The 21,394-nt window shown below is 37.5% G+C and carries 28 protein-coding genes; 5 read left to right on the top strand and 23 right to left on the bottom strand.

The features are described from left to right. Positions 1-127 precede the first annotated feature (127 nt). Positions 128-2,560 (bottom strand): ATP-dependent Clp protease ATP-binding subunit, encoded by a 2,433-nt coding sequence (locus tag OCF96_RS06420; protein ID WP_261053777.1) that lies wholly within the window; start codon positions 2,558-2,560, stop codon positions 128-130. Between the two features lies 1 nt (position 2,561). Continuing rightward, entirely contained in the window at positions 2,562-3,020 is a 459-nt protein-coding gene (locus OCF96_RS06415) for a CtsR family transcriptional regulator (protein ID WP_001211270.1), read from the bottom strand. A 318-nt stretch (positions 3,021-3,338) separates the two neighbouring features. Here OCF96_RS06415 and OCF96_RS06410 point away from each other — a divergent pair, with 318 nt between their 5' ends. Further along, positions 3,339-4,535: a hypothetical protein gene (locus OCF96_RS06410; protein ID WP_261446719.1), complete on the top strand. Its 1,197-nt coding sequence runs from the start codon at positions 3,339-3,341 to the stop codon at positions 4,533-4,535. 107 nt (positions 4,536-4,642) lie between these two features. Here the strand turns inward: OCF96_RS06410 and OCF96_RS06405 are convergent, their stop codons facing one another. The 14 genes from OCF96_RS06405 to OCF96_RS06340 all read right to left on the bottom strand — a co-directional run bounded on the left by OCF96_RS06405 (position 4,643) and on the right by OCF96_RS06340 (position 11,730). Then, positions 4,643-5,053 carry a DUF722 domain-containing protein gene (locus OCF96_RS06405; RefSeq protein ID WP_261038979.1) on the bottom strand — a complete coding sequence of 137 codons (411 nt, stop codon included), beginning with the start codon at positions 5,051-5,053 and terminating at the stop codon, positions 4,643-4,645. A 377-nt stretch (positions 5,054-5,430) separates the two neighbouring features. Then, on the bottom strand, positions 5,431-5,979 hold the full coding sequence (locus tag OCF96_RS06400; protein ID WP_084926973.1) for a hypothetical protein: 549 nt from the start codon (positions 5,977-5,979) through the stop codon (positions 5,431-5,433). A 9-nt stretch (positions 5,980-5,988) separates the two neighbouring features. After that, complete coding sequence (locus OCF96_RS06395) at positions 5,989-6,849, bottom strand: phage major capsid protein (RefSeq protein WP_084926972.1); 861 nt, start codon at positions 6,847-6,849, stop codon at positions 5,989-5,991. A gap of 48 nt (positions 6,850-6,897) precedes the next feature. Then, positions 6,898-7,128, bottom strand: coding sequence for a hypothetical protein (locus tag OCF96_RS06390; RefSeq protein ID WP_261446717.1), 231 nt, complete (start codon positions 7,126-7,128; stop codon positions 6,898-6,900). 88 nt (positions 7,129-7,216) lie between these two features. Beyond that, complete coding sequence (locus OCF96_RS06385; protein WP_261446716.1) at positions 7,217-7,372, bottom strand: hypothetical protein; 156 nt, start codon at positions 7,370-7,372, stop codon at positions 7,217-7,219. Between the two features lie 5 nt (positions 7,373-7,377). Continuing rightward, a complete protein-coding gene (locus OCF96_RS06380; RefSeq protein WP_261446714.1) occupies positions 7,378-8,223 on the bottom strand; it encodes an ATP-binding protein in 846 nt (281 codons plus the stop codon). An 11-nt stretch (positions 8,224-8,234) separates the two neighbouring features. Continuing rightward, complete coding sequence (locus OCF96_RS06375) at positions 8,235-9,095, bottom strand: conserved phage C-terminal domain-containing protein (RefSeq protein WP_261446713.1); 861 nt, start codon at positions 9,093-9,095, stop codon at positions 8,235-8,237. Further along, entirely contained in the window at positions 9,082-9,354 is a 273-nt protein-coding gene (locus OCF96_RS06370; RefSeq protein WP_049490554.1) for a hypothetical protein, read from the bottom strand. The genes OCF96_RS06375 and OCF96_RS06370 overlap by 14 nt, the downstream gene beginning before the upstream one ends. 4 nt (positions 9,355-9,358) lie before the next feature. Further along, entirely contained in the window at positions 9,359-9,565 is a 207-nt protein-coding gene (locus OCF96_RS06365; RefSeq protein WP_084926967.1) for a hypothetical protein, read from the bottom strand. A gap of 1 nt (position 9,566) precedes the next feature. Then, on the bottom strand, positions 9,567-9,746 hold the full coding sequence (locus OCF96_RS06360; protein ID WP_045612837.1) for a hypothetical protein: 180 nt from the start codon (positions 9,744-9,746) through the stop codon (positions 9,567-9,569). Continuing rightward, entirely contained in the window at positions 9,743-10,195 is a 453-nt protein-coding gene (locus OCF96_RS06355; RefSeq protein WP_084926978.1) for a hypothetical protein, read from the bottom strand. The genes OCF96_RS06360 and OCF96_RS06355 overlap by 4 nt, the downstream gene beginning before the upstream one ends. 312 nt (positions 10,196-10,507) lie before the next feature. After that, complete coding sequence (locus OCF96_RS06350) at positions 10,508-10,768, bottom strand: hypothetical protein (RefSeq protein ID WP_000426659.1); 261 nt, start codon at positions 10,766-10,768, stop codon at positions 10,508-10,510. Positions 10,769-10,779: 11 nt separating this feature from the next. After that, positions 10,780-11,382 (bottom strand): Rha family transcriptional regulator, encoded by a 603-nt coding sequence (locus OCF96_RS06345; protein WP_000424671.1) that lies wholly within the window; start codon positions 11,380-11,382, stop codon positions 10,780-10,782. A 162-nt stretch (positions 11,383-11,544) separates the two neighbouring features. Further along, positions 11,545-11,730: a hypothetical protein gene (locus OCF96_RS06340; RefSeq protein ID WP_004245570.1), complete on the bottom strand. Its 186-nt coding sequence runs from the start codon at positions 11,728-11,730 to the stop codon at positions 11,545-11,547. A gap of 149 nt (positions 11,731-11,879) precedes the next feature. Between OCF96_RS06340 and OCF96_RS06335 the strand changes: the two genes are divergently transcribed. The 4 genes from OCF96_RS06335 to OCF96_RS06320 all read left to right on the top strand — a co-directional run bounded on the left by OCF96_RS06335 (position 11,880) and on the right by OCF96_RS06320 (position 15,368). After that, positions 11,880-12,401 carry a helix-turn-helix domain-containing protein gene (locus OCF96_RS06335; protein WP_084926964.1) on the top strand — a complete coding sequence of 174 codons (522 nt, stop codon included), beginning with the start codon at positions 11,880-11,882 and terminating at the stop codon, positions 12,399-12,401. A gap of 5 nt (positions 12,402-12,406) precedes the next feature. After that, positions 12,407-12,676, top strand: coding sequence for a DUF4177 domain-containing protein (locus tag OCF96_RS06330; protein ID WP_084926963.1), 270 nt, complete (start codon positions 12,407-12,409; stop codon positions 12,674-12,676). A 360-nt stretch (positions 12,677-13,036) separates the two neighbouring features. After that, positions 13,037-14,011, top strand: coding sequence for an Abi family protein (locus tag OCF96_RS06325; RefSeq protein ID WP_261446712.1), 975 nt, complete (start codon positions 13,037-13,039; stop codon positions 14,009-14,011). A gap of 190 nt (positions 14,012-14,201) precedes the next feature. Further along, positions 14,202-15,368 (top strand): tyrosine-type recombinase/integrase, encoded by a 1,167-nt coding sequence (locus OCF96_RS06320; protein ID WP_261039004.1) that lies wholly within the window; start codon positions 14,202-14,204, stop codon positions 15,366-15,368. A 155-nt stretch (positions 15,369-15,523) separates the two neighbouring features. Here OCF96_RS06320 and OCF96_RS06315 read toward each other — a convergent pair whose 3' ends face one another. The 7 genes from OCF96_RS06315 to dnaB form a co-directional block, all read right to left on the bottom strand. After that, positions 15,524-16,252 (bottom strand): ABC transporter ATP-binding protein, encoded by a 729-nt coding sequence (locus OCF96_RS06315; RefSeq protein ID WP_261446711.1) that lies wholly within the window; start codon positions 16,250-16,252, stop codon positions 15,524-15,526. Beyond that, the gene (locus tag OCF96_RS06310) at positions 16,252-17,259 is read right to left on the bottom strand and encodes an ABC transporter substrate-binding protein (RefSeq protein ID WP_261446710.1); all 1,008 of its coding nucleotides are present in this window, start codon (positions 17,257-17,259) and stop codon (positions 16,252-16,254) included. The genes OCF96_RS06315 and OCF96_RS06310 overlap by 1 nt, the downstream gene beginning before the upstream one ends. 38 nt (positions 17,260-17,297) lie before the next feature. Then, positions 17,298-18,056: an ABC transporter permease gene (locus OCF96_RS06305; RefSeq protein WP_024057369.1), complete on the bottom strand. Its 759-nt coding sequence runs from the start codon at positions 18,054-18,056 to the stop codon at positions 17,298-17,300. After that, positions 18,019-18,309, bottom strand: coding sequence for a thiamine-binding protein (locus tag OCF96_RS06300; RefSeq protein WP_000647655.1), 291 nt, complete (start codon positions 18,307-18,309; stop codon positions 18,019-18,021). Before OCF96_RS06300 ends, OCF96_RS06305 begins: the two co-directional genes overlap by 38 nt. 253 nt (positions 18,310-18,562) lie before the next feature. Further along, complete coding sequence (cbpD, locus tag OCF96_RS06295) at positions 18,563-19,681, bottom strand: choline binding-anchored murein hydrolase CbpD (RefSeq protein ID WP_261446709.1); 1,119 nt, start codon at positions 19,679-19,681, stop codon at positions 18,563-18,565. A gap of 89 nt (positions 19,682-19,770) precedes the next feature. Beyond that, on the bottom strand, positions 19,771-20,037 hold the full coding sequence (locus OCF96_RS06290; RefSeq protein ID WP_001278169.1) for a Veg family protein: 267 nt from the start codon (positions 20,035-20,037) through the stop codon (positions 19,771-19,773). Position 20,038: 1 nt separating this feature from the next. Next, positions 20,039-21,391, bottom strand: a complete 1,353-nt coding sequence (dnaB, locus tag OCF96_RS06285; RefSeq protein ID WP_000852490.1) for a replicative DNA helicase — start codon at positions 21,389-21,391, stop codon at positions 20,039-20,041. Positions 21,392-21,394: the final 3 nt, after the last annotated feature.

Raw genomic sequence — 21,394 nt, 5'->3', positions numbered from 1 at the left:
TATCAAAAAAGAAAGGACTAAATCTGTCCTTTCTAGAGCTTAGCTTTTCTTCAACCCACTACAGTTGACAAAGAGCCACTAATAAAGGCAAATAAAGAGGTCGGGAACTTTTTCCCGGCCTCGCTTTTTATGCAATATCAAATTTTAACTGGCCTGCTTTAACACCAATCTTAAGTGTGCTGCCTGCCACCAAATCTCCCTTAAGAAGAAGTTCTGCCAACTTGTCTTCCACTTCTGTTTGCAAGGTTCTGCGAAGTGGACGAGCTCCCATCTCTGGGTCGTATCCTTGATTTGCCAACAATTTCAGTGCGGAAGTTTGTAATTTCAAGTCAATGCCTTTTTCAGCCAAACTTGCAACTAAAGGTTTGACCATAATCTTCACCACTTCCTGCATATGGTCGCTAGACAGACTATGGAAGACCACCTTTTCATCAATACGATTGATGAATTCCGGTCTATAAGCCTTTTTCAACTCTTCAAACATGCGTTTTTCCATATTTTCCTGATCAAAACGAATATCCTTAGCCCCAAATCCGACAGTCTTGTCATCCCGAAGGGCTGTCGCACCAAGATTTGACGTCATGATAATAATGGTATTTGAAAAGTCAACCTTGCGACCCTTGCTATCGGTCAAGACACCATCATCCAAGACCTGCAAGAGGACATTAAAGATGTCTGGGTGGGCTTTTTCTACCTCATCAAAGAGGAGAACAGAGTATGGTTTGTTGCGAACCTTCTCGGTCAACTCCCCACCTTCTTCATAACCCACATAGCCCGGAGGAGCTCCGTTGAGACGACTGGCTGCGAATTTCTCCATATACTCACTCATGTCAAAGCGGATAAGGGCTGATTCGTCATCAAAAAGAACTTCTGCCAGAGCCTTGGCCAATTCGGTCTTACCGACACCTGTAGGCCCTAGGAACATAAAGGAACCAATCGGACGCTTATGACTGCGAATCCCTGACTGGTTGCGGCGAATGGCACGGCTAATACTTGAAACAGCTTGATCTTGACCGATGACACGTTTGTGCAGTTCAGCTTCCAAGTTTAAGTATTTCTTAGCATCAGTCTGAGTCAGTTTTTGAACGGGGATACCTGACAAGCGACTCAAGGTGGTCAAAATATCAGACTCTGTCACCAAGTCTTTATAGACAGGCACTTCCTCTTCTTTTGCGATTAGCTGGGCTGCCTGTTTCCACTTGCCATCCATCAAGGCCTTGTCAGCTGGACTCAAACCTGAATCGTCTGCTTTTATATGCTTTGCCTTATTTTGCACTGTTGCTGCTGCCTCATCCAAAAGATCGATAGCAGAGTCTGGCAAGTGACGACTAGTCAAGTAACGATGCGCCATCTTAACCGCTGTTTCAACCGCTTCATCTGTGATTTGCACACGGTGATGTTTCTCATAAGTCACCTTCAAACCTTGCAAAATGGCCATACTGTCGGCCACACTTGGCTCTTCAATCGTTACTTTGGCGAAACGACGAGAAAGGGCTGCGTCTTTTTCAATGTGTTTTTGGTACTCTTCCTGAGTGGTGGCACCAACCGTTCTCAAAGTTCCACGCGCCAAGGCTGGCTTCAAGATATTGGCCGCATCCAGAGTTGAGTCAATTCCACTACCAGAACCCATGATGGTATGAAGTTCATCGATAAAGAGGATGACTTGGCCATCTTCTTCAATATCCTTGATGATATTATTCATGCGTTCTTCAAAGTCACCACGGAAACGTGTCCCTGCAACGACATTCATCAAATCAAGCTCTAACACGCGCATCTTAGCCATTTCCGCAGGCACATCACCACTAGCAATACGCTGGGCAAGACCAAGCGCCAGAGCTGTTTTCCCGACACCAGCATCCCCAACCAAGACAGGATTATTCTTTGTCTTCCGACTCAAGATTTGAATCATACGCGAGATTTCCTTGTCCCGACCGATGACTGGTTCTAACTTGCCAGAACGCGCTTGCTCTGTCAAATCATGCGTATAGTCCTCGAGACCTCCGCTCGGAGTCTGCGGCATGCCCATCATATTGGCCATAGAATTTTGCTTGTCAGCTACTGTACGATGGCGTTGGCGTAGAGCCTTGAGGTCTTCACGAGTCCAGCCTGCACGTTCTTCTAGATTTCGACGTAGGGCAACAATCTTGACCTGATCTTTCTTGTCTTCATAAGAAAAACCAGCCCTTTCCAAGATACGAGTCGCCAAGGCATTGCCATCATGCAAAATCGCATAAAGGAGGTGCTCTGTCCCTAGCATCTTAGCATGGACCACTGACGCTACATACTCTGCTTCATCAAAGAGAACCTGCAAACGATGGGAGAACGGCAATTCCGTATAGGTTTCATCCTGGCTATAGTCCGTTTCAGTCAGTTCCAAAGCGACTTCTTCTAAACGATCTATCTCATATGGATAATCATTTAAAGTCGCCCCTGCCACACTATAACTGTGATTGGACATGGCAATCAACAAGTGCCAAGACTCTAGATAACGAGCTCCAAAATGGCTAGCCACCATGTAGGCACTTTCGATACATTCATTCAATGCTTTTGAATAGTTCATCTTACTTCCCTTTTCTATCTACCTCTTGTATGACCTGTCGTAGCATATTTGCACGAACAACTGGAGCTTCTTCTCCTAGAACGCGATCTAAAGCTACTGCCACCAGCAAATTCATCTCCTGCTTGGTCATCAATTCCTGCTCAATCAAAAGCTGTAGAATATCCTCATAAATTTCTTGACTGACCCGCTCACCAATCGAGTAAAGCAGCTCCCTGAGCATTTCATGATGGCTAGAAAACTCAATCCGTCCTATACGAATGTAGCCTCCGCCACCACGCTTACTTTCAACCAAGTAGCCTCTACTTTCCGTAAAGCGTGTCTTGATCACATAGTTAATCTGACTGGGAACAACCTGAAAAGTATCTGCCAACTGACTCCGTTGCAACTCCACAATTCCAGATTGATCTAAAATCGCCTTGATGTAGGCCTCAATATGATCCGATGTATTTTTAAATCTCATTACAAACCCACCTCTCTTCTTAAACCTTGACTATCTTTGACTATACTATCATTTAACACTCTATAAGTCAAATTTTTAGAGCTCAGCCCTTGAAAATACTGACTTTCTTTAAAAACATTTAGGCATTAAATCGCCTTAGTTTTTCTTGAAAGTTCCTAAAAAAGTCCACAAAAAGAGCCCTAAAAAGGGCGTAATATTGACGAGTTCAGCAGGCAAGAACTAGCACCTTTGAAGGTGCTTTTTTATTCATCTAATCAATTATCAATAATAATGTTACAATAACTATAATATAAACAATAACTTTCTGAAAGGATTAACATGGATAAGATAGAAATGATTTCTTTTTCAATCCTACTTGATGAAGTTGCTGAAGTAAGGCAACTGCTTGAAAATATTGTAAGTTTGGATAAGACAGTTTATTCAGAACTATCAATAGGTATCCTTCCTTTTGTATCATCTCTCTGTGATGGAATACTAAAGTTTTTACCTAGAAATGTTCATAGTGATTTTCCAAATATTGGAGAACAGGAATTTCAAAAAATAATATCTAGTGTCCGAGTGAGTTATAAGCAATACTCTGATAAAAAATATAGCAAGGCTAACAAACTGATACTTGAAATAGAGAGACGCTTTTATTCACAAATGGTAGAAAATTACAATTTATTTCAAAAACTCGTAATCAATATTTTTGGACAACATGATTTAGGGGTATATTACTTCAACGAAATTCCATACGCTAACACTAACCAATATCATATTTACCTAGAAAGTATTTTATCGAAAACTGATAAAAAGGATATTTCCTATTTTGATAAAAGAGCTACTGATTTATTTTTTGAATTTAGCAAAGCTTTAGGAACTTTAATTAATTCAGTAAATCAAAAAACTATTAAGAAGCCTACAATCCAGGATATTAAAATTGAAAACTTTGAACAACGTGATTTTTTCTTATTTGAATCTAAAAGAAGGAATTTTTTAACAGGAGTTCTGCCTACGGGCACTCAGTTATTCTTATTTAACATATTATGCCAGAATAATTTTGTAGTACATATTATGCCAAGTGTCTTAAAATCAAAAAATTACTTTTTTACACGCTCGCTAAGCCAATGCTATTTAGTTAGTATTACAGCCTTACGCTTGATTCTTAATAAGGAAAGCTCTTTATTTCCTGATTTCCAACGGGAGGAAGTTGTTGATATCCTTGATCGCAAAGAAAAAGTTTTTAACTTCCGACAAGATTTTAGAAATAATATATTTCATTATAAAATTTCAAATGTCCCATTACAAATATTTACCAATCCCCCGAAATTCTTTGAAGAACTGATTGAATTTCATTCCTCAAAAAATTTTAAAGAGTATCAAAAACTATTATTGGAAGAAATCTTAAAAATAAATGACATAATCAATTCATTTATCAGACATAATCAATTCATTTATCAATTGAAAATTAGGTCTTATTTCAGAAAAATAGTTTCATCTCAATTCTATTTTAGAAAAACTAATACTTTTTTCTAAAAACAATAAGTTTTTACCCCCTTTTTCTCTGAACATCTCCGACTTGGAAAAAGTTCCCTTCACCGGTACCCTACTGGGAAGAAAGATTTTTTAAAAGGTGGGGGGAGTCAATATCCTTTCAATTCCACAAATCTTTTAGCGATTACCTTTCTACGGCTATTTATGTAACGAGTAGTTTTATTTAGTTTCTCTGCCACGTCTTCCCAAGTCGCACCAGCTTCTAAATATCTCATTTTAAAAATTACTAGATCACTTTCAATTAAGTTTTCCATCAAGGTATCTACAACTAGTTTGAAACCTTCTAAATATCTTAGTGTTTGGTCTTCTTCAATTCTAATGATTGTCGCTTCAGTAGGACTAGATACTATCTTGCCTTTCCCACCAGTATAATCTTCAGCGCTATGTTTCTTATTATGTATTAGTTCCTGTCTTCTCAAATAAATTTTATTAGCAAGCGTTCTATACCGTCCTAACTCAATATCTATCCCGTCCAAGTCTCTGTTACTCAACTCGTACATAGGCAAGTACCTCCACTTAAATTTTAAAAATTTTTTATCTTGCAATTTGTCAAATTGTAAATTCTGTCAAACTGACAAAAAGCGCTAAAAGCCTTCCAACACTCCACTTATCAGGTATCATTGTTTTAAGTTTGACAACTCTTCAGTATGACAAGTTCAAGGGAAATTTCTTTAATTTATCCCCTCAGTTTCTCATATCTTACATTCTGTGAAACTCACTCCATTCTGTAAACCCCTGATATACCTTGCTTTCAAGCTATTACTTCTTTTCAGTTTATGCTTACTTTGTTATGTGAAACTTAGTAAAGCATAAAAGTAGGACTAGCGATATCTCTTCTGTTTCAGCCATATATCACTAGCCTTACTTAATTTGTTCCCTATTTTTCTAAATACTCTTTAATGTCCCGATATTCCTTAGAAAAATTCATCCACCCGCTAGAATCAGGGGTTAAAAATGGTAGAACAGTAAGTGGACTTACTTCTGTTCGATATAGCAATAGAGAATGTTTCTGACTTATTTCTCTGACTACACCTGTATGGATTTCTTCCACATTCTTCTTTAGTTCTTGAATTTCATCATATGCGTCCAGAATTTGTCTAAGTTTCTTTCGGTATTGTTTATAGATCTTCTTAGTTTCCATCCGTTGCTTAGTCTCTTTAAAAATGTATTCAAAGATGACTGCATTAGCTTCTGAAAAATCACTATCAAATTTTTCCTGAAGGCCATTAATAGCTTTTTCCATATTTTCCAGCTGCTCTAAAGATTCTAAGTTATTTGACAAAAAAGAATCTATGTTCTCAAATGAAACTGCTTGATTGCCTAACAGGCTTTTCCTTTTTTCGCTTAACTGTTCTCGTGCTGAATTAATCTTACTTTTTTTATTATCTAAATCATCCAGTGTATCAAATACTTGATTAATATCCATTTCTTTCTCCTAATTCCATTGAATAAAGTAACCACAATCTTCTTCAACTTTTCTTACATCAAATCGGGTATGTAAAATCAACCGTTTTCCAAAATAGTCATTCGCATTCACCCAACTAAGTGTATCTTTCTTGCGATCAAACAAAGTAACAAAGTTTTCTAGATCTCCGATAAAGCCTTTTTTGTCACCTTTATTCCCTAATGTTGTATCATCTACAATTAAAAAGTTATCTACAAAGAATGTTTCACTTGTCCCTGTCTCTTTATCAACTTTAAGAAGATAATTTCCTGAAGTGTCTTTCATTTTTTCTAAGACACTAAATAGTGATTGACTAACAACCATAGATACATTGCGCTCTGGATTGATTAAAGAAACAATAGATTTCAAGTCGTCCATACTTGTAGCAGTCTGCACTTTCGCAGTTTGGAGAATTTTCCCAATCTCTCTATTTCGTGTTCTACGTTTTAATTTAATAATCTTCTTACCAAGAAAATCCGTTAAATTATATTGGCCATCATCTAATTGTTCCTGTGAAAAATCAAGTTTTCCACTGAATAATTTAACTAAGTAATCAACGCTGATAGTTTTCTTTTTATCTGCTTCTGTTCTCTCAACCGAATTTTCACTAACTTCTTGTAATGAATCAGATTCAAAGTCAGTTACTTCATACTTCCCACCACGGGTACGAGTCTCAATAACATTTACTAGATCAACCAATTCTTTACGTTGATGTTCATCTTCGTAACTATCAAGTATTGGTTTTTCAATGAGTACATGATTATTTTCTACTTTCATTCCCCTAGTGTTATAACCTGTACTCCGGATATAAGCTTCTAGATTTTCTTTTTGTTTAACTAAGTTAGTTGTCATTTTTTGCTCCTTCATCTTTTAATATCTGATTTTTGTTTATAATTTTTTCTAAAATTCTTTGCTTTTAGCTTTTCTTTTATGACTCTCCGAGCCTTTAAAATCATTTTTTCTAGATTTTGATTTGTCTTGTTTGTTAGCATATTTCTCTAGTATTTCTTGTTTCCGTTGTTCTAAGCTATCATCTTCTTTTTTACACTGAGAAAATATTTTCTGTCTTTTATCTGGATCCATAGAAAACTTATTGGCTACTATATACCCTAAAGAAGTATCTCTTGCCATAATACTCACCCCCTTTCTATGCAAACAAAAAGGGCATACCACTAGCATCATATGCTTACGGTATGCCCCTGAGTTGTTCTCAATAGACTTATTTTTTAGTTTCTTTTTTTATTAGATGAGTAAATTTCCCATCTGAGTAGACTAAAGTTATCTCTCCAAATCTTGGAACTTTTTCTATCTCTATTATACCACATTTCTCGTAGACAATAAAGCCTTTTTCTGTTGAAAATTTCATTTCATCCATATCTATTAACCTTTCTCTCCCCTCACTGTGTTAATCGTATATCGCTTATCTTTTATTGTGAAAGCCTTAAAAGTGTTCCCCTCTAAACCTTTCAAAATTCTACTTGAGTTTCTAGCATTGTAGACCGTTCGCAATTCACTGCTATCTAGGTTCGTGTTGAAAATCGTAGTCTCTCGATTATTGATAATATCAAACAAGAAATCCTGTTCCCAGTCACTCTTAGGAGTGATTGTTCCATTTTTTGCCCCAAGGTCATCTATGATTAGAAAATCAACGTCAACCAGCTTTTTAACTGCCTCATACTCTGTTAAGTTTGCATTTCTTCCATAAGCCCAACCTTCTTTTATCTGCTTGATAATCTCGGTTAAGCTGACAAACAATACACTCTTAGGCTCGTTCTTCTCTCTGAAACTCTCATTGATTTCTTTGGCCAGGGCAAGCGATAAATGACTTTTTCCTATTCCTGTGCTACCGCTAATTAAAGTATTTCCCGTCATACCTGCAAGGTACTTCTGGGCTTGCCCTTTTACAAACTCTAACATCTGACCTTCCTCTGTAGTCTTAACAAAGAAATTATCAAATGTCGCTCCCTTTAACTCTTTGGGAATTGTACTATCACGCATTAATACATCATAAGTTTTAAAATATTTTTGTCTATCATCAAATCTCTGTAATAGGTCTTTCTCTTTTTGTTTAATATCCCCCTTCACACACTCCGGGCAAAATGGTTGTATTTTTCTTTCTGAACTCCCTACTACAGGTATAGAAATTTCCCAGTAATTTACCTGATGAATATCGCAAACTTTATCCGATATTTTTTTGTTATTGAACTCTTTAAATTGTTCCTTCATCTTTGCAACTCCTAAAATGGTAGATCTGGGAAGTTATCTTCAGACTTCCCTTTTATGGTTTTAGGCTTTTGATTCAAATAACCGTCAAACTTAGATCCGAAAAGTGTTTCAGGTCTCAGATATTTAGAAAATTCAGGACTATCCTTCCATTCTGCCGTTTTAATATCTATCACCTGTTTAAAATCTTCAAGTGTATAACCTTCTTTGAATCGTGCTAGTAAAAGCCTTTTTGTCTTATCAACAAACTTATACCTCTTATTAGCTACTTGATTCAGATAAACAATAGGAATCCAAAGTTCTTTATATTTTGTTTTCTCTAAATCTTTTATACCTGTTTCTTCAAGCCAAGTAGGAAAAGTGAAGTCGGGATTTCCCGACAATATATTATCTAAATATAAATTATTACTCTTACTATTAACTCCATTCTCTTTCTCTATCTCTGTTGGACATGAGTTGGAAAAAGTCTCTTTACTTTGGACATTCTCCAATTTTGGTATATCTTGACTATTTTTTCTTTGGTCTCGCTTATATTTCGCCCAGTTTGTTTCACTCTCAACCATGGCTTTTGCTTGCGATAATGTAGCATGGCCATCATCGTCTATCTGAATCAGTCCGCATTTTGTAAAATATGCAACTGTCATATTTATATCATCCTCGGACACATCCAATTTTAAGGCTAGCTCCTGTACCAAATTATCAAAATACCCCTCATAGTACAAAATACAATCATCTTCTAAACTTTCCAACATAAGACGGATATAAATCACTGTCATAGTGTAGCCACCAGGCATATTTTTAAGTCGTTTAATAAAAAGATTATCAAAAAACTTCTTATCAACTTTTAACCAAAAATATATTTTAGTCTTTGCCATCATCTACCCCCAAAAACTTTAAAACGTCTGAGATTTTATAATACGCTTTTCTAGTATCTTCAATAGGCGGTATATACTGCGGTAGTCCTGCACCTTCCCATTTTATCAAGGTTTTATCTCCTATGCCCAGTTCTTCCTTTAGTTCCACCTTGCTGATCAAATCTAATCTTTTTTGAGGTACTTTCTCATGGCTTTTTAAATACCGTTCCACTGCTTCCAAAATCTTAGACTTTAAATCTTCAATCATTTTTTCAAACATCTTATTACCCCCATGGCTTAACCGCTGCAAGCTGAATATATCGCCCATAATCAGGGCTTAAACCCTCGCTAATTGTTTCTATCGTCTGTGTACTTTCTCGCTCGATTTGGGCGCTTTTTTTGCGGTCTCGGTGGTTTAGATACATGAGAAAGTCAACCAATATCACGGTAAAAATAAGCGCCTGTGTATTGCTTAAATCTAGTTCATTCATGCTATGCCCTCGCTTGGTAATTCTTGATATAATTCACTTGATAGCTGTGCTCCATCTTCAGAAAGTCGTACACCTCTTCTGGAGTTACTTTATCATCTAAAAAGTCAATTATGAACTGAAAGAGGTTCGGATGTCTATCCTTGATTTTAGTCATTCGGTTGTAAAATTCTGATTGTGTCATTGCATTGCCTCTTCAAATTTTTCTACAAGACAATCTTTATTTACTTGTCGAGTCCCATTTTTAGAGTTAAAAAGAATATCCTTCAAGGTTATAGTAGCCTCTAAATACTCCTTTTCAGCATATTCTATATACGCCTGTTGCTCTGTTGCATTGTCAAAAAAATGCTTGGCTTGGCGTTTAAAGAATGCTTGTCGCATAGCATCCAATTCAAAAATACCAGGGCTGAAAAAGATTCCCGTAGTTCTTTTAGAGATCGCTTTGATTTTATGGCTGTCATTCAATTCAGGAAGTTCAATCCAAAGTAAGCGGTGTAAATCTTCTTTGATAGCTTTTAATTGTCCTGATAAGAGTCCTATTCTTAAAAAATCATTGTTTTCGTCTGCTTGGTGTAATTCCATACTAATTCTATCCAAGCTTTTAGCGATAATATCGTATGTTGTTTCTGTCATAGTCTGTTTTCCCTTTTTCCTATATTGGATTGTTTCACCACTCCAAACGCTGGGCGATTGCCCCAAGTTGGCGAACGCTTGTAGCGGTGTTTCGTGAGTAATTACCCATCTTTCAGCTAAACAAGGCCTTAGAATCACCCTATCAGCACTTGATTTTCAAAACCTTTTCTAATTGCTTGCCTGCTCTTCGGTTTTTCTTGAGATATTTGATAGAATAGATATTTTTTGCTATAATCAGAGCATAGAAAAAATTTCTATATCCTTAATCTTGTCGCTTGCTCGCCTCGTCTAAAATTTGAGCAAGTGATTTTTTTATTTTCTTTTTGCATGATTACTACCTGACTTTGGTTTATAAAGCAAGTCTTTACTTTCGATAAGATCTAGAATCCAACTGAATCCCTGCTCAACCGTTTCAAGAAATGCGCCCAGGTCTTCACTGTCCAAGTTCTCGTAGTTCATACAAAGATATTCGGCTAGTTGTCTGTCTTTCTCAACTAGCTTTTTAAAGTCCTTGGGATACTTAGGAATTTCTAACCCTTTGGCATTTGTAACTGTCTTAAATTCATTTTCCATTTTCTATACTCCTATACTTTAAAAATTAATTCCTTAATTTCTGAATATCCCCTATTCAAATTAATCATAGCTATTGCCATATCTTCCAAACGTTGGTAGTTTGTCAGTTCTGCACTTGTCAAGCCATCAATACCGTTCTTACTTTCTCGCTCCTTCATGAGTTGGGTCTTGTTTTTCCCAGTCGCTCCCTTTAGTAGTAGGTTTGTAAGGCTACTATAGGCATGCTTAGGTGCTTTCTCCCATGTTTGAATAGCTTCAGTTAAGCTTTTACGCTTTGGTTTTTCCAGTTCTCTTTGAAGATAGCGTTTAGAAAGTTCGTCATGCATCTCAAAGAATGCTTTGACTAGGTTTGTTTTGAAGTTGGCCACTTGCTCGGTATTTTTTAAAAATGTAACTAACAAGGTCGCTTGTTGCTCATTCAAAATATAGTCCTTGGTATTCTGGCCACTTTCCATAGCTTGGATTTTAAATCCGACCTTTCCGAACCGTTCAAACCTTTCTTGATGTTTGCGGATCGTCTTGGTTATTGTATGATGTTGCAATCCTGTACACTCTGCAACGATACTGCTCAGCGTATACGGTTCTTTCTTACCGTCCATATAAACCAGTTCCATTGGTTCGCTCCTTTCTTCTTTTGTCAGTGCTTGCCACCTAAAACAGTACCAAAGTAAATCATTGAGGTAGGGAAAATTTAGGAGAGAATAAACCCCTACAAACCCTTGATACTGCCATAGGTAGCAAGCAGAAATATTCTTGATTCTGTCTTATGCTCCTTTCTAATAATCTTCAGCAAGCCATTCCATGGCTTTTTGGTAAATGCTCGGCTTGACTTCGCCACCGTCTCGAATTTTTCGATAGGTAACTTGTGTAACTCCGATTTCTTCGCCTGCTTGCTTAGCAGTCAATTTCTTATCAGCTTGCTTTCGGCGAATCGCTTTTGCTTGTGTTGAGGTAATAAGCAATAAAATCCTCCCTTTCTTTTGCTAACTATTTGTTAGCTTGGTTGTATTGTAGCGTATTTTTTGTTAGTTGTCAACAACAAAATGATAAAAAGTGAATTTTTTGTTAGCTTTTTGTTATTTTGTGATATAATTAAAATGAGGTAATATACATGAACAGATTAAAAGAGTTGAGACAAAAAAAAGGCGACACTCAAGAGGACGTCGCTAAAGTTATGGGTGTGACCCGTAGAGGATACCAAAAATGGGAAAACGGAGAAAGTCAAATCAAACCAGAAAAAGCTCGACAGCTTGCTGACTACTTCGGAGTAAATGTTGCTTACTTATTAGGATTTGAAGATAAACAAAATATTTTAAAAATAATCCAAAGTAACGAATTTAAAAAATTACTTAATGATATAGATATTGAAAAAATAAATGAACTTGGTTCGGCATATAAAAACGTTGAAGAACATATAAATAATCCTGTAAAGTATAACAATTTTGGAAAAGGATTGCTTAATCATATCCCATCGTATATGTTTACAATTGAAGAACTAATAAATGCTGATAAAGAGAACAATACAAATTTTGCAGATATTTTAATCAACTATATTTCTTTAAATGACTATGATAAAAAAATAGCTTTTGATTTAGTTCAAAAACTATCTGAGAGAGACAACGAAAAGGAGTAACCCCCATGGGATTTTTTGATACTGTAAAACAAGAAGGTAGTTTTTCTACCGCTTCTGGAGTAAATGGACTACACTACGTTGTTCTTCAGGTAACTTTGAAAGAAAAGTTTTTCGGCACTGGATCAGGAAACCTTACAGAATTAGAAGAGGTTATCAATAAACAAGCTTCAAAAGGTTATCGCCTACATACAATCACAACCGCCAATGGTGGAAGCAAAGGTTTAGGCGGTGGTGACCGTATCCAGGCTACAATGGTTTTTGAGAAGATTCTATAAAAATCCTCCATATTCGCCAATAGTGCCCCTATTTCTAAGGTCTATTGTGCAAAAACAAGGGAAAGTGAAAAATAGAAAGCCAATTTTACAAACTAAAGCGCAAAAAACGGCAAAAGTGACAAATAGAAAAAGACAAGCCTGCTACTGCTGACTTGTCTGACAATGCAATAAAAGCAACTTTCCCAGCGTTGAGTTTTTTCGATACTCAAAAATTTTTAAAAAACAAACTAAAAATATTGACAAAAACTAAAAATTACAGTATTATTAGGCAATGAGAAGAGTTTCTGCTCCCAAGGGAACAGAGTACGCGAAACACCGCCTAGTTCTACTAGGTGGTGTTTTTGTATATAAGGAACATATATGAAACCATTTCAAACATTAGATGAACAAATAAAACTTCTCCAGTCTAGAGGTTTAGAAATAGATAACATAGAAGAATGTAAAAGATACCTTCTAACTAACAACTATTACAACGTCGTCAACGGATATAGTAAGTTTTTTCAAACATCAAAAGATAAATTTATAGCTGGTGCAGACTTTAGAGAAATAGCTGCAACACACTTTTACGATAAAGAAATTAAATCAGCTTTTTTAAAAGCAATTATAGATGCAGAAAAACACTTGAAATCCGTACTGGCATATCGTTTTTCAGAATCATATCCAAAGCCATACTCTTATCTAGATATTAATAATTTTGAAACACAAAAAGATGCAAAAAGGCTCGCACAAATTACAAATTTAATCAGTATATTAGCTAAAATACTCAATGATTATAATAGGGATAAGCAAAACAATTCTATAAAACACCACTATAAACAACATGGCGTTGTTCCTTTCTGGGTTATCATCAATGAACTTACATTAGGGCAAGCATTTAACTTTTATAGAAATCTAAACACTGATATAAAAAATCAAATAGCTAGAGATTTATCACCATTCTTACAAGAAAATATTGAATACATCCAAAATAGACCTAGTAAAGACCTTTTAAGCGGAAAGGCTTTAGAAAGTATTATTAAAAATATACTAGAAATTAGAAATATCACTGCTCATAATAATAAACTTTTCAATTATAAATGTCGTGAGAATCTTCCACAACTAGCTTATTTCCACTATTACAATAACAATGCCAATACATCAAGACAATCTGTATATTATGTTTTTCTTGCCTTGCAATGCCTACTTGCTTCCACACAATACGCTCAATTACATAACACTATTATAAAAAGAACCAAAGCTCTAAATAAAAAAGCGCACTCCATTGAAGCCGGCATTGTATTGGACACACTTGGATTTCCGAATAATTGGTATAATATCACTGACACATTAAGATAGAACTACTTGCAATATATGGGCTTTTTCAAACCCCATATATGCCCCATATCCGCCTTGCTTCCTATTCTTGTATAATTTACCGTCCGTCCTCTTAAAATCGAAAATAGAGGGGTTCTCGTAGCTCCTCGCATGGTATAAACTCAAAACCTTTTCTAATTGCTTGCCTGCTGATGGAAAAAGGAGTAAAACCATGAAAATTACACAACACACGAAAAAAGACGGATCAGCAGTCTACCGCTCCAGTATCTATCTTGGCATTGATTCTGTGACTGGTAAGAAGGTCAAGACTACCATATCAGCACGAACAAAGAAAGAACTCAGAAACAAGGCCACCCAGGCTAAGGTAGAATTTGAGAAAAACGGCTCTACACGGAAACAACGCTCACATATAACAACCTATAGCGAACTTGTGGACTTATTCTGGCAAACCTACCAGCATACCATAAAGACTAATACGCAGATAAAGATAAAAGGTTGCTTAAATAATTACCTCTTGCCCTCATTTAGTACTTACAAACTAGATAAACTTACTCCTGTTATTATCCAAACTCAGGTAAATAAGTGGGCGGATGAGTACAATCAGGACGGAACAGGATATAAAGAATACAATCATCTTCATGCCTTAAATAAACGTATTCTACAGTATGGAATTTCTATTCAAGCATTAGACAATAACCCTGCTCGTGATATTGTTATTCCTAGAAAGATAACCAGAGATAAACAAGAAATTAAATACTTTCAAGATCAGGAACTTAAAAACTTCCTCTCCTATCTCGATAACCTGGAGAATACCTTTATCAATTTTTATGATACTGTGCTTTATAAAACGCTCCTAGCTACTGGACTGCGCATCCGTGAATGTCTGGCCCTGGAATGGTCTGATATTGACCTGCAGAACGGAACGATCGATATTAACAAAACACTCAACATTTTAAACCAGGTAAACAGTCCTAAGACAAAATCAAGCTATAGAGTTTTAGATATCGATCATAAAACAGTGCTCATGCTTCGTCTCTACCGAGCAAGACAAGCAGAAAACGGTAGAAACATTGGCTTAACCTATGAGAAAGTATTCTCTGATAGCTTTGACAACTATGTCAATACTCGAAAGGTTGATTATCGCCTACATAAGCACTTAAAAAACGCTAACTGTACTGATTTAGGCTTTCATGCTTTCCGACACACTCACGCTAGTATCTTGCTTAATGCCGGATTACCATACAAGGAGATACAGACACGGCTTGGCCATGCAAAAATATCTGTAACTATGGATACGTACAGCCATTTATCAAAAGAGAACCAAAAAAGAGCAGTCTCATTCTTTGAAACTGCCCTCGAAAAAATAAAAAGTTCTTAAAAAAGTCCACAAAATAAAAAAAGTGACACATAAAACCCTTATGTATCAACGATTATAGAATGATTTCGGTATAATGACTATTATACCGAAATTTTCTCATTTTTAAAAGAAAAAGGGCGCTGGTAAAGGATAATCTTCACCAACTCCCTATTTTTCTACTTATCTAAGCCTAATTCTGCCAAGATTTGACGTTTGTAGGCAATCTTTTGGACTTCCTTGTCCTCATCTTCAGACCAATCTAGTTTAATTTCTGAAACAATCTGCCCAGGGCGATTTTTCAAGATATAGATGCGGTCGCTGAGACTGAGGGCCTCCTCGATACTATGCGTGATGATTAAGGTTGTTAGCTGCAACTGCTTGTGAATCTCAAGGTACCAAATGTGTAGTTCCATCTTGGTCATCTCATCCAAGGCGCTAAAGGCTTCATCTAAGAGAAAGAGCTTGTGCCCGAAAAGATAGGTACGGAGTAAGGCTACACGCTGGCGCATCCCACCACTGAGTTCATGAGGGTATTTATCTCTTACAGCTGTCAACTGGAAGGTCGCAAGAATTTCATCCGCGCGAGCAATAGCTTCTGCCTTATCCACCTTTTGAATCAAGAGGGGCAGAATGATATTACCAAGCACGGTCTTGTGCTCCAAGAGCAGATCCTTTTGCAACATATAACTCACGCGCCCCTTGGGATTTTCTTCACCATCAAGGACAATTCTCCCTGACTGAACTTCTAAAATCCCCGCAATTAAGTTGAAAAGCGTAGTCTTACCAACACCACTTGGGCCTAGGATAGAAACCACTTCACCTGCAGTCACTTTCAGATTGATATCCTCTAAAATCCTCTCTTGACCATAGGCATAACTGACGTGTTCTAGTCTAATTTCTGTCATTATTTCACAAATTCATTGGTAAAGCCTTTGTCTGTCAAATCTTCTTTAAGGATACCATTTTCTTTATCCCATTTGTAGAAGGCATTCCAGCGAGCTGCATCAAATTGACCCCATTTTTCCTTGTCGCTTGCGTATTCTTTTGACAAGTATTTTTGAGATTCGATGACAAAGTCACGTTTTTCCTGAAGTTCAGGTGCATTTTTGATGAGGATATCAGCTGCTTCCTCTGGATGCTCCATGGCATATTGGTATCCTTTTTTGATAGCTTGGGTGACTTTACGTGCTTCTTCTTTGTTGTCTTTCAAATAGTCGTTGTTTGCGATGATAACTGGTGAGTAGTAGTCAAATTCTTTAACGTAGTCTTTCAAGTACATGAAATTAGCATCTACACCTTGAGATTTTGCAAGGATACCATCCCATCCGTAGTAGATCCATGCAGTATCAAATACTCCATTAGCAATCGGTGTGATAGAGTTTGAGTCGTTATTTGGTACTTTTTCAACCTTCTCAAAGTCCCCACCTTGTGATTCTACCAAGGTTTTCAACATAGCAAGTTCAGTTGGGTCATTCCAAGTCCCGTATTTCTTACCAACTAAGTCTTTTGGACTAGCTACATTGTCAGATTTACGAGAGATGATTCCTGATGTATTGTGCTCTACGATGGCTGCAACGGCAGTGATTCCTGCTCCTTTTTCCAATTTTTTAGCCATGTAGTCTTGGAAATAGACTGCAAATGGTGCCTTGCCATTGATAACCAAGTCAGAAGAACTTTCTTCTGGCGGCAATTTCAAGTCAACATCCACTCCAGCTTCTTTGAAATAGCCTTTTTCCTTAGCCACATAAAGCCCTGTGTGGTTGGTATTTGGTGTCCAGTCTAGGATAAAGTCAATCTTCTTAAGTTCTGCCTCTTTGTTGTCTTTAGAAGCAGTTCCTTGACCACAGGCCACAAGCACAACAGCTACAAGAGCTGTTAAAACAGTTAAAAACACTTTCCATGTTTTCTTCATTTCAATTTCCTCTTTTCTTTTTCAGAAACATTCTTATTCTACGAACGTTTCCATTTAATAACATATTTTTCACTGACATCAACCAGCTTCATACCGAGAAGACTGATAATCGATACCAGAATAATAATAGCAAACATAGTATCATACTGAAACAGTTTCTTGGACTGAATCATGTAGACACCTAGTCCTTCAAAGCCTCCCAACCACTCAGATACTACTGTTGTGATAAAGGCGTAGGAGACACTGACCCTCAGACCAGCATAAAAGTAAGGCAGACTGACAGGGATTTTAAAATGCCACAGGATTTGCCAAGGTTTGGCCCGCATCAGACTAAACAAGGTCAGCATATCCTTGTCACAATGCCTAAAACCGTCCAAAATGCTGACGATGATAGGAAAGGTTGTTGTCAAGATAATCAAGACAATCTTGGGCAAAATCCCATAACCGAGCCACAAAACCAGGATAGGGGCTATGGCAATGGTCGGGATAGTCTGAACAACCACCATCATAGGGTAAATCAGATCGTTAAGCCAAGTCAAACTGTCCATAAGCACAGCCATGAGACAGGCAATCAAGACTCCCAAAATCAGTCCCAATAAAGCCACTCTCAAGGTGGCCCAGCTATGGTGCCAGAGAAATTCTCTATCACGAACAAAGGACAGGAGAATTTCAAGAGGTGTCGGCAGGATAAACTTGGGGAGAAGTTTAAGAAAACCTGCTAACTGCCAGATTGACAAGACCCCCATAAAGCCCAATAGACTAATGTGTCGTCTCAGTATACTTTTCAAGTTTCTCATCAATACTTAAAATCTCTCCTACATTTATTTTGACATTGGCAAAAACATTATCTGCCTCCTGCCCTGCCACTTCTAGCGCTTCTTTGAGAATGCGCATAAGCTCATCAAACTCCCCTTCCAAGACCGTTTCAAATGGTGTCACCACCATAGTCACCTCTTGAGCTTGCAGATAAGCAATGACTTGATCGATAACAGCAATCCGATCAATCCCCTGTGATAGGGGTAAAATTTGCAAGGCGATGCTTGCTTTCATAAGAACCTCCTCTTCTCGTTTTCCTTTGACAAAAAGAAAAACCTTTGCCATATATGGAAAAGGTCAAGAGTAGACTAAGTATCGTTCCCTACGCTGGCATTACCCAGATCAGGTGCGGTCGAAGCTTAACGCTTCCTCTCAGACTGTACACAGACTCCCATATATTATATGGACATATGATAGCGCAAAACAAAAAAAATGTCAAGGAAACTGCTTACAGAAAAGAGTAGGAAAATTTTCCTACTCCCATTTTCTATACTCGTTCTCCATCACTGTTTACTCTGTAGCCATCCACCGTCGTATTAACAGCTAAGGCACCTGAAGAGTAAGAATAATACCACTTATCAGAGACTTGATACCAACCTGTTTTCATTGCCCCTGAGCTATCCAAATAATACCACAGACCATTTTCCTTTAACCATCCTGTCTGCATTTCACCAGATGATTTCAAATAATACCAACTAGATCCGTCTTTCAGCCAACCCGTTGATTTAGACCCATTTGATTTAAAATGATACCAACTACCATTTATTTTCTTCCAACCGACAGTTGAACTGTTATTGGATCCATAGTTAGAGCTATTTCCTGATTGATTCTGATAATTCTGTGAAGAGCTTACTCCCTCTAGCTGGATATAGCGACGACTTCCGTTATAAGCCGTATAACTCAACCACTTGTACCCATCTTTTTCGAGAATTTGATCATAATGAACATTCTCCCCAGGATAATAGTAATCAATCGTAGTTGCGCTAGCTAGAGGCTGATTTTTGATCGCAGCCTTAGTCTTAAAATAATGTGTTCCTCCTGTTGAAACTGAGGATTGACTATTCCCAACACTGCCACCAGCTAAATCTTTAAAATGAATAAAACCAGTCATAGTATTTGCCTTCACGACGCGCTTATTGTAAGATTCCCTTATTCCATAATTGTATTCTTCAATCTCAATCTCATCTCCTATTACATTTGACACCCAAGCAACATGACCATAAGTTCCTGCAGTAGACCAAGCAATGGAGCCAATCGCTGGTCTATTATCTACACGATAGCCTTCACGACGAGCCCGATAGCCCCATTCATTCGCATTCCCATAAGCAGCAGGAATCTCAAAACCATTCACATTACTCAAACGAAAGGCTGCAAAAGAAGTACATTGACGAGAATACATGCGCCACTTGTCAATTTCCTGACTGCCATTTTTATAGTAAGCAGGATAATCATCCCCACGCGCAATCGATCCATTTCCTCCGGAATAAGCATATGCACTATCACCCGCTGCTAACATCAATCCTACTACTAAAAAGGGAACAACTTTTTTGGCTGATTTTCTAAAAGAAAATCCTGTCTCTGTTACTTTAAATGGTAAAACTTTCATTCTTCCTCCTTGAAAAATAATATAAATCGAAGATTACCTTCACTTAAACTATTCGGAGAAAAAAAGAAAAAGTGAGAAAATTTCTCACTTTAGTCAAGATAATGAATCAAATTCTTTTCTGTAAGGATATCTGAGTAAGTAAAGGATTCAACGTAAACATTAGCTTGTTTATCTCCTTCAACGTTCCCAAATTCAACGATAAATAGGGATGGATAAACCTCAATTAGCTTACCCAATCTATTTTTTTGGCGCTTACGACCATTCTCCAAAGTCATTTCTACGACTTGTCCCTCATGTGCCTTGATTTCTTCTTTTATTTTTTTCATCTTGGCTACATCTGTAAATGCATCTGACATCTTATGCCTCCCTCTTTGAGATACTTGAAAATTTATTGTATTCTTTTTGGAAAATTAATTCCACCGTTCCACGAGCTCCACTACGGTTTTTCTCGATAATAACTTCTACCTTATTATTCGGTATGCCTTCCTCTTCTTCACCACCACGCTCATAGTAGTCGTCTCGATAAAGAAAGGCTACGATATCAGCGTCCTGCTCAATAGACCCAGATTCACGAATATCAGACAAGACCGGTCTCTTATCCTGACGTTGTTCTACGCCACGAGAAAGCTGACTTAGAGCGATTACTGGAACCTTCAGTTCCTTAGCTAAAATTTTCAACTGACGTGAAATTTCTGAAACCTCTTGTTGACGGTTTTCTCGACCAGTTCCCGTGATAAGCTGTAAATAGTCAATCAAAATCAAACCAAGATTTCCAGTTTCTTGAGCCAGTTTACGTGAGCGCGAACGAATTTCCGTGATCCGAATCCCTGGTGTATCATCGATATAGATACTCGCGTTTGCTAGATTCCCTTGAGCAATGGTATACTTTTGCCACTCCTCATCAGTCAATTGACCCGTACGGATAGAATGAGACTCCACCAAGCCTTCGGCCGCCAACATACGGTCTACTAGACTTTCCGCACCCATTTCCAGTGAAAAGATAGCTACCGTCTTGTCCAACTTAGTCCCAATGTTCTGAGCAATATTCAAGGCAAAGGCTGTCTTACCAACCGCCGGACGGGCTGCTAGGATAATCAACTCCTCCTCATGAAGTCCAGTCGTCATATGATCCAAATCACGATAGCCCGTAGCAATACCTGTAATATCAGTCGTTTGTTGAGAGCGAGCCTCCAGATTTCCAAAGTTGACATTCAACACATCTCGAATATTCTTAAATCCACTTCGATTAGCATTTTCACTGACATCAATCAGTCCTTTTTCTGCCTGAGCAATGATTTCATCAGCTGGTTGCGAAGCCTCGTAAGCTTGATTGACAGACTCTGTCAACTTGGCGATTAATCGCCGTAGCATGGCCTTCTCTGCAACGATTTTAGCATAATACTCCGCATTAGCAGAAGTTGGCACAGAATTGACAATCTCAACCAAATAAGAAAGGCCACCAATATTCTGCAAATCACCTTGATTATCAAGAATGGTACGAACTGTTGTTGCATCTATAGCATCGCCACGATCGGATAAATCTACCATGGCTTGGAAAATCAAACGATGGGCATACTTAAAAAAGTCCCGAGACTCAATATATTCTCGCACAAAAACAAGCTTACTCTCGTCAATAAAGATAGCCCCTAAAACGGATTGCTCAGCCAAGATATCTTGAGGTTGTACTCGTAACTCTTCTACTTCTGCCATCAG

Source organism: Streptococcus mitis, from assembly GCF_946190065.1.
GTDB lineage: Bacteria > Bacillota > Bacilli > Lactobacillales > Streptococcaceae > Streptococcus > Streptococcus mitis_DE.
This window is presented reverse-complemented; position numbering and strand designations above follow the sequence as displayed.

Bases quoted from the DNA above. Each gene is read 5' to 3' on its own strand.
- OCF96_RS06420 (WP_261053777.1), bottom strand. From the start codon at position 2,560: ATGAACTATTCAAAAGCATTGAATGAATGTATCGAAAGTGCCTACATG.
- OCF96_RS06415 (WP_001211270.1), bottom strand. From the start codon at position 3,020: ATGAGATTTAAAAATACATCGGATCATATTGAGGCCTACATCAAGGCG.
- OCF96_RS06410 (WP_261446719.1), top strand. From the start codon at position 3,339: ATGGATAAGATAGAAATGATTTCTTTTTCAATCCTACTTGATGAAGTT.
- OCF96_RS06405 (WP_261038979.1), bottom strand. From the start codon at position 5,053: ATGTACGAGTTGAGTAACAGAGACTTGGACGGGATAGATATTGAGTTA.
- OCF96_RS06400 (WP_084926973.1), bottom strand. From the start codon at position 5,979: ATGGATATTAATCAAGTATTTGATACACTGGATGATTTAGATAATAAA.
- OCF96_RS06395 (WP_084926972.1), bottom strand. From the start codon at position 6,849: ATGACAACTAACTTAGTTAAACAAAAAGAAAATCTAGAAGCTTATATC.
- OCF96_RS06390 (WP_261446717.1), bottom strand. From the start codon at position 7,128: ATGGCAAGAGATACTTCTTTAGGGTATATAGTAGCCAATAAGTTTTCT.
- OCF96_RS06385 (WP_261446716.1), bottom strand. From the start codon at position 7,372: ATGGATGAAATGAAATTTTCAACAGAAAAAGGCTTTATTGTCTACGAG.
- OCF96_RS06380 (WP_261446714.1), bottom strand. From the start codon at position 8,223: ATGAAGGAACAATTTAAAGAGTTCAATAACAAAAAAATATCGGATAAA.
- OCF96_RS06375 (WP_261446713.1), bottom strand. From the start codon at position 9,095: ATGGCAAAGACTAAAATATATTTTTGGTTAAAAGTTGATAAGAAGTTT.
- OCF96_RS06370 (WP_049490554.1), bottom strand. From the start codon at position 9,354: ATGTTTGAAAAAATGATTGAAGATTTAAAGTCTAAGATTTTGGAAGCA.
- OCF96_RS06365 (WP_084926967.1), bottom strand. From the start codon at position 9,565: ATGAATGAACTAGATTTAAGCAATACACAGGCGCTTATTTTTACCGTG.
- OCF96_RS06360 (WP_045612837.1), bottom strand. From the start codon at position 9,746: ATGACACAATCAGAATTTTACAACCGAATGACTAAAATCAAGGATAGA.
- OCF96_RS06355 (WP_084926978.1), bottom strand. From the start codon at position 10,195: ATGACAGAAACAACATACGATATTATCGCTAAAAGCTTGGATAGAATT.
- OCF96_RS06350 (WP_000426659.1), bottom strand. From the start codon at position 10,768: ATGGAAAATGAATTTAAGACAGTTACAAATGCCAAAGGGTTAGAAATT.
- OCF96_RS06345 (WP_000424671.1), bottom strand. From the start codon at position 11,382: ATGGAACTGGTTTATATGGACGGTAAGAAAGAACCGTATACGCTGAGC.
- OCF96_RS06335 (WP_084926964.1), top strand. From the start codon at position 11,880: ATGAACAGATTAAAAGAGTTGAGACAAAAAAAAGGCGACACTCAAGAG.
- OCF96_RS06330 (WP_084926963.1), top strand. From the start codon at position 12,407: ATGGGATTTTTTGATACTGTAAAACAAGAAGGTAGTTTTTCTACCGCT.
- OCF96_RS06325 (WP_261446712.1), top strand. From the start codon at position 13,037: ATGAAACCATTTCAAACATTAGATGAACAAATAAAACTTCTCCAGTCT.
- OCF96_RS06320 (WP_261039004.1), top strand. From the start codon at position 14,202: ATGAAAATTACACAACACACGAAAAAAGACGGATCAGCAGTCTACCGC.
- OCF96_RS06315 (WP_261446711.1), bottom strand. From the start codon at position 16,252: ATGACAGAAATTAGACTAGAACACGTCAGTTATGCCTATGGTCAAGAG.
- OCF96_RS06310 (WP_261446710.1), bottom strand. From the start codon at position 17,259: ATGAAGAAAACATGGAAAGTGTTTTTAACTGTTTTAACAGCTCTTGTA.
- OCF96_RS06305 (WP_024057369.1), bottom strand. From the start codon at position 18,056: ATGAGAAACTTGAAAAGTATACTGAGACGACACATTAGTCTATTGGGC.
- OCF96_RS06300 (WP_000647655.1), bottom strand. From the start codon at position 18,309: ATGAAAGCAAGCATCGCCTTGCAAATTTTACCCCTATCACAGGGGATT.
- cbpD (WP_261446709.1), bottom strand. From the start codon at position 19,681: ATGAAAGTTTTACCATTTAAAGTAACAGAGACAGGATTTTCTTTTAGA.
- OCF96_RS06290 (WP_001278169.1), bottom strand. From the start codon at position 20,037: ATGTCAGATGCATTTACAGATGTAGCCAAGATGAAAAAAATAAAAGAA.
- dnaB (WP_000852490.1), bottom strand. From the start codon at position 21,391: ATGGCAGAAGTAGAAGAGTTACGAGTACAACCTCAAGATATCTTGGCT.